This window comes from Bacillus sp. 05T21, assembly GCF_056396785.1.
On record NZ_JBFTMD010000063.1, the window covers coordinates 1 to 6,593 of the forward strand.

General features: G+C 30.6%; 7 protein-coding genes and 1 pseudogene. 5 read left to right on the forward strand and 3 right to left on the reverse strand.

Annotated elements, in window-relative coordinates; all coding sequences use genetic code 11:
- Positions 1-579: 579 nt before the first annotated feature.
- From AC1DKZ_RS32380 to AC1DKZ_RS32390, 3 genes are all read right to left on the reverse strand, one after another.
- Complete coding sequence (locus AC1DKZ_RS32380) at positions 580-1,338, reverse strand: NADH dehydrogenase subunit (RefSeq protein ID WP_476997934.1); 759 nt, start codon at positions 1,336-1,338, stop codon at positions 580-582.
- Between the two features lies 1 nt (position 1,339).
- The gene (locus AC1DKZ_RS32385; protein ID WP_078177303.1) at positions 1,340-1,669 is read right to left on the reverse strand and encodes a PadR family transcriptional regulator; all 330 of its coding nucleotides are present in this window, start codon (positions 1,667-1,669) and stop codon (positions 1,340-1,342) included.
- 794 nt (positions 1,670-2,463) lie between these two features.
- Positions 2,464-2,718 (reverse strand): SunI/YnzG family protein, encoded by a 255-nt coding sequence (locus AC1DKZ_RS32390; RefSeq protein ID WP_044440149.1) that lies wholly within the window; start codon positions 2,716-2,718, stop codon positions 2,464-2,466.
- 341 nt (positions 2,719-3,059) lie between these two features.
- Here AC1DKZ_RS32390 and AC1DKZ_RS32395 point away from each other — a divergent pair, with 341 nt between their 5' ends.
- From AC1DKZ_RS32395 to yknW, 5 genes and pseudogenes are all read left to right on the forward strand, one after another.
- Positions 3,060-3,737, forward strand: coding sequence for a recombinase family protein (locus AC1DKZ_RS32395; RefSeq protein WP_476997935.1), 678 nt, complete (start codon positions 3,060-3,062; stop codon positions 3,735-3,737).
- Positions 3,738-4,129: 392 nt separating this feature from the next.
- Positions 4,130-4,471 (forward strand): PadR family transcriptional regulator, encoded by a 342-nt coding sequence (locus AC1DKZ_RS32400; protein ID WP_476997936.1) that lies wholly within the window; start codon positions 4,130-4,132, stop codon positions 4,469-4,471.
- Entirely contained in the window at positions 4,461-5,300 is an 840-nt protein-coding gene (locus tag AC1DKZ_RS32405; protein ID WP_476997937.1) for a DUF1129 domain-containing protein, read from the forward strand. Before AC1DKZ_RS32400 ends, AC1DKZ_RS32405 begins: the two co-directional genes overlap by 11 nt.
- A 29-nt stretch (positions 5,301-5,329) precedes the next feature.
- Positions 5,330-5,551 (forward strand): annotated as a pseudogene (locus AC1DKZ_RS32410) (macrolide ABC transporter permease); the annotation flags it as partial.
- A gap of 81 nt (positions 5,552-5,632) precedes the next feature.
- Entirely contained in the window at positions 5,633-6,331 is a 699-nt protein-coding gene (gene yknW / locus AC1DKZ_RS32415; RefSeq protein ID WP_476997938.1) for a YknW family membrane protein, read from the forward strand.
- Positions 6,332-6,593: the final 262 nt, after the last annotated feature.

A 6,593-nucleotide genomic window follows, 5' to 3' on the forward strand; every position in this document is an offset into this window, starting at 1 on the left:
ATAGCTTAAAGAAAAACGACAGTAAATAGCTTAAAGAAAAACGACAGTAATAGCCAACGGCTACCAAAATAATATCTTTCTTGAACTGTTTCCCTTTAAAATATCGCACTTGTGATTCTCCTCATTCTTTTTTTCTAGAGTGTAGCTTCATTTAGAAAACTTTGCAACAGAACCGCTAAAAAGGAGTAAGACGCACATTTTAATGCTTTTATACGCTAAGGGATTCTCAAAACTCCATAACACAAGTTAAATTGAGAATTTGATTTAAAGATGAGTTTTGAGACACTATTTAAGCTCTTTTCAGCACCTTTTACATTGAAGTGCATTTGTTGGTGATACCGCTTAGAGTAGTAGAATCAACGTTTTCTCATGTCGAATCTTGCTTAGCGTATATTTTCGTTAAAATGTTGGCGGTACGCCAAATAAAAGGAATACATTTGGAAAGAAGATTAACCAAAATGTATTCCTTTATGCTAATACTTATCGAAAAATAGATATATATAATAGACGTTTAAATGAATACAATCCAAATTAGGATTTTGTATATCGCCCAAGCTTCATCCTGTTTAATGGCTTGTTTCATGATTTTTTCTTTTTTTTGTAGAAATATATCCCTAAACAAATACCTATGACAACACAACCGATAATCGTTACTGTAATATACAGTGGGTCTTTATTTATTTCACCTGGGATTACCCTTTCTAAGATTGGGCCTATACACATTGAAAATGCTACAAAAATCGTAATCCACGATTTTGTATACAACGCAAACATAATAAAAATCAGAATACAAACAGCCGCAATACTATAATTTTGTAGTGTAGTTGCCACAAAATAATCGGTATCAATTTGTTTATTCATCCAAAAATAGAATCCTACCCAGACTCCGATAGCAATAAAATTAGCTAACATTACAAGAAATAGTGAACTTTTTGTAGATGGATATACTTTAGGAATCCCTTTGAATAGTGTAATTGCAAATACAGAAAGGGTCAGAAATAAGGGTAATGATCCAAATAACAATATGTTTTGTGAAATTTTGAATTGTCCTCTAATAGTTGGAGCAAAGCACATATAAGCGACAATAACTAGAATTGCTGCAGGAATTAATACGAACAATCCTTCTTTATCTACAGGTAGTTCTTTCCCAATATTCTTCATATGTTGTTTTCGGCTTTTTCCAATAATAGTATCTACACTTTTCCCCTTGTTTTCAGCTTCTATTAAATGAACTTCTAATTCTTCCACGATTCCATTTATATCTTCATCTTTTTTTCCTCGTTGCAATAAATACATTCTAAGTTCGACTAAAAATTGTTCAGACTTCGTTGATAACATGCTATTTTCCCCCTTTATTAATCACATTTTCAACAGATAGTTTTAAATCGCTCCAACGCTCTTTAAAACTATCCAATTCTTTTTCACCTAATTCTGATAACAAGTAGTATTTTCGTTTTGGACCAGCCGTAGATTCCCTTAATACACTCGTAACTAATCCTTCTTTTTGCATACGTAATAATAATGGATATATCGTTCCTTCACTAAACGAATGAAAGCCATAGCTATGCAATTTCTCCGTTAATTCGTAACCGTATATTTCCCCTTCTTGAATAATGGCTAAAATACATCCATCTAAAATACCTTTTAACATTTGCGTTGAGTCTGCCATTTCATCCCCCTTTTCATACATATTTTCTAGTAGCTTGTAATACAAGGTAAATGATTACAATAATAACTTGCAATGCAAGTGTTATGGATATAAAAATAACACATAATAACTTGTAATGCAAGGTATGTAGATGTACCTTTAAAGTTAACACTCACAAAAACAAAACGATTTCAAAAGTATCTATTTTTAACTTCTTCCTATGTTTTATCTTTTAATATAAATATTACTTGATATATATTTTTGTTAACAGAATTAGAGTTCCGTTAACTTTTTGAGATGAATTTAACAAGATTAGTTTACAGAACACCTGTAAATATTGCTTAAAATATGTTTACGGAACACATTTTAAGCAAGTATTCTTGAAAATTTCAAATCTAATTACCTTAAATTCATTGTTTTATCATAACTTTGAAAGTTTTTTGCAAGTGGCCCGAAAAAGAACGAATGGTTGCCGTGCCCCTAGTATAAGGATTCTATTTTTTTGCATTAAATTTCTACAAACAAAAAAAGATAAGATCGGAGAATACGATCTTATCTTCAGCACAAGGAGTAAACATAAGTGATAACCATCATGTTTTTATTATACTTTAATTTTTGTTAATTTTGAATATTAAAACCATAATTAACAAGTATATCTATATTGAGAAATTTATTACAAAATTAGCTATAAATGATTCAAAACTCCAATGTAAACTTTTACCCATTAGTTTACTTTCAAATTTATTAAAAGAAAAAAAGACGACTTTACATTAGTCGCCTTTTTTCTAAAGAATTATATTAAACCAATCAAGTTATTAAGCATTTATTTTATTTAAAATTGAAACTTTATTAGTAGTAAATAATACATAATCTTGCTTTTTAGTTTTAATTAAGATGCGATCAGTTGTAGCATAAGGTGTCCCAATTCGAATTGCATCATTTTTTTCAACGCCAGCATAAGTATCATCTTCAGTAACTTCAATAATTTCATTTAATGGAATATTAACTTTTGCCAATTGCCATTTAATAATTAATTCCTCTGTTGTTTTTATAACATCAATACCCAACATATTACCAAGACCTTTCTATTCTGTTTTCTAAATATAATTATAAATCAAATAATTGTATTTGTAATTAAGTATCTTTATTGAACATTTATGTTTGCTAATGAAATGAATAAAAATTTTTTATCTATTTCCCAATGTAAACTTTTAGCCATTTGTTTACTTTCAAATTCACTTAAGGACACATTTTCTTGTTTCAAAAACCTCGTGTTTATAAAGGTATACCTTTGTAAACGGTTAAGGACCATCTATGAAACATTGAAATATCAAGTTTATAAAGGTGATTTAAATTATTTTATAAACGTTTATTTTCAATGAATACCTTTATAAACAAAAATGGTATAATTGTGGTAACAAATACAAGGAGAATACAAAACGTGGCAAATATTTATGGATATATACGTGTAAGTACAAAAGATCAAAATGAACAACGTCAATTACATAAGATGATGGAACGTGGAGTGGAAGCTCGACGTATTTTTGTCGATAAGGCAAGTGGACGACATTTTGATCGTCCTCAGTACCAATTATTACGAAAGATATTGAGTACAGGTGACATTGTTTACATAGATGCTTTAGATCGTATGGGGCGTAATTATGATGAGGTAATTTCAGAATGGAAGTACATCACGAGAGAATTACAAGCTGATATTGTTGTTTTAGAAAATGAAACACTGTTTGATAGTCGAAAATTTCGTGAGATGGGAGATATGGGACGATTAATGGAAGATCAATTTTTATCTTTGCTTTCCTATGTTGCCGATCAAGAACGAAAAAAAATTCATCAGAGACAAGCGGAAGGGATTGCAATTGCGAAAGCGCAGGGAAAGCATTTAGGACGTCCTCAACTTACTCTTTCAACATTAAGCCAACAGCAACTACATATAATAGAAAAAACTTATTCAAAGTGGAAAAATAGAGAAATAACAGGTGTCCAATTTATGGAGTTACTTGAATTGAAGAAAAATACTTTCTATAAAATAATGAAAGAATATGATTTAACTAAAGTGCAGAATAATTTATAGAATAGACGTCGAATTTTTCTTAGATTATGAAATTCGGCTTATTTTATTTCGAAATTTGTTTATTGTATATATTCGTTAAAATTTTGGGGGTAATCTTAAAAAGAACAACTCCTTGATATGGGTTTTAACAAACATTACAAAGTGTAACTTTAGGAGGTATTTTGCATAGTTTTCAAATGATAAATTGCACATAGATAGAAAAAGAACTCAAGAAAAAAGATTAGATTTCTTTTGTAGGATGACAAAAAAAAAGCTATCATACAACAACTAGTATGTTTTACAAACTAGTTGTTGTATGATACAGTATGTTTATCTAGTATGTTTTACAAACTAGTTGTTACATAATATAGTACATTTAACTAATATGTATTACAAATTAGTGAGGTGAGTAAATGAAGGAGACACAATTATTAAAGGGCGTACTTGAAGGTTGTGTACTATCTATTATTAAACAACAACAAGTGTACGGTTATGAACTTGTACAAATAATGCGTAATTATGGGTTTACAACAATAGTAGGTGGAACGATTTATCCTCTACTGCAAAAGTTAGAGAAACAAGAGTTAATTAAAAGTAAGGAGCTCGCTTCATCAGATGGACCGAATCGGAAATACTTCTTTATTACAAATGAAGGAGAAAAACAATTAGAGGGTTTTGAAGAACAATGGAGTTCATTGATTGTAAAAGTGAATCGGATTATGAATAAAGCGGAGAGTGAATTGGATGAAAAATAATTCAGCTAAACAATTAGTGGAGAAAAACAACAAGCTTAGAGAACAGCTGTCCCCAGAAAATAAAGTGTACTATGAAGATATTTTAATGTATATGCGAACATTTGGTTTTTTCTATGAAGAATTAGAAACAGAACAACATTTAATGGCAATATTACAAGATATTTTAGAAGCGCAAAAGCACGGTGAATCCGCAGAAGAGTATTTCGGTAAAAATCCGAAGGAAATCGTCAATCAGCTGACAAAACAATTTGAGAAACCTTCATGGAACTCGATGTTTAAAATAAGTGGCTTGATTTTTTTAATTAGTACGTTTTACGTCATTGTCGGTAGTTTTACAGCACCAACATTACAAGTAAATGTATTAGTTATATTGCTGAATGGGATATTCTCGGTTGCATTAGTTTATGGTACTTTTAAATTGTTACATCTGAGTATTTATATGAAAATGCAATTACCAAAGTTAATTAAATTTTTCGTAGTATGGATAATGGCAATGATTCCATTTGGTGTATTTTTCCTTATTCGGCTGTATACACCGAAACAGGGAATTGTAAAGATTGGTGCTCCATTTGATTGGATTGCCATTCTAGTTATTTTAATCGTGTCTACCGTTTATGTTATATTCAAAAAGAAACGAGAACTCTTTGGAGGTCTTACTTTTGTTATCACTTTAGGAATCTTTGGTTTATTATTACGGATTCCACAAACGAAAGAATTTTTCCAAGATGGTAAAAACCAAACTTTTGTCATTCTTGGCATTATTGTTCCTATTGCGCTCTATGTACTAGTTGAATGGTTACTTCTTCGAAAAATAGAAGATGAAAATTAATCTTTAAAAATTTTATTACAATCCGCCAAGAAACAGTTATGTTAACGCTTCTTGGTGGATTGATAGGAATTGGACTTGGTTATGGTGGTGCATATATTGTTTCCGCGTTTGCAAAATGGCCACCACTTGTTTCTTGGGAAGGTGTCGTTAGGCGTATTACGCTCTATGACGTGAGGTATTATTTTGGTAATTAATCTGAATGAACAAAGCTACTTCAATTAGATCCAATTGAAGCACTTCGTTATGATTAGATTATTAGTGTAGTAGTAGGATTCTCTATTACACGTCACTGCCCGTTATAACGGATTATATAAATAGAAGGAGGAATTATGATGGAAGCGAATTTGAATACGCAAAAAGTTGGCGGAGAGAAGCCCTCTATATTTGGGATAATTACTTCTCCAGGTTTACAGTTTGAGAGAATGAAGATGAGCGAGAAAGTTTGGGGTATGTTCTTCCTAGTTGCATTGTTACAAGGATTACTAGGTGGTTTAAGTGCGTATGTTATGTATACATCACCTGAGATGGTTAAAATAAAAAAAGAATTAGGTGATCTTGCTGGGCAAAGTTCACTTACATCTGAAGTTATTTCTGGAATTGGATCGAGCTTTGCTGGTGCAATAATTGGAACACTATTTATAGCAGCTATTTATAAAATATTTATGATGTTCTTTGGTAATGATACGCCTTACAAAATCTTATTGAATATTGTAGTTTATACAAACATTGTCCTTATTATTGGTGGACTTATTAATACAATTTTAAGTCTAATCTTTGGTAGTAAAACGACTTATTATACTAGTTTAGGGTTGTTATTTAAGGAAGGTACATTTGCATATGGAATTGGTAATACAATTGAAGTATTCTATGTATGGAATTTGGTCTTAATTTGGCTTGGATTACATATTACAGCTGGATTAAGCAAAGTGAAAGCATCGATTCCAATTATTATCCTATTCATTATTAAAGCGTTCTTCTTAGCGGCAATTATTGTATTAATAGCGAAGTTTTTACCAGGTATGCCTATGTAAATAAATTAAGTCATTATAAATAAGTTTAGTAAAAGTTTTGCAACACTAATAACCGGTTCCTTAACGCACAAGGTACCGGTTATTTTGTGTCTAAAWTGTGTCYAAACGTACAATTTTCTTTTTTTGATATGGTGACCCCATGCCCATCAACTTAAAAATATTAATTACCTCCAAGTGTAAAAAAACAATATTTTTATCTGTTAGTTTGATGGACATGTGACTGAACCCCTAATACTTTACTTTAATAATGACTCTTTTCATG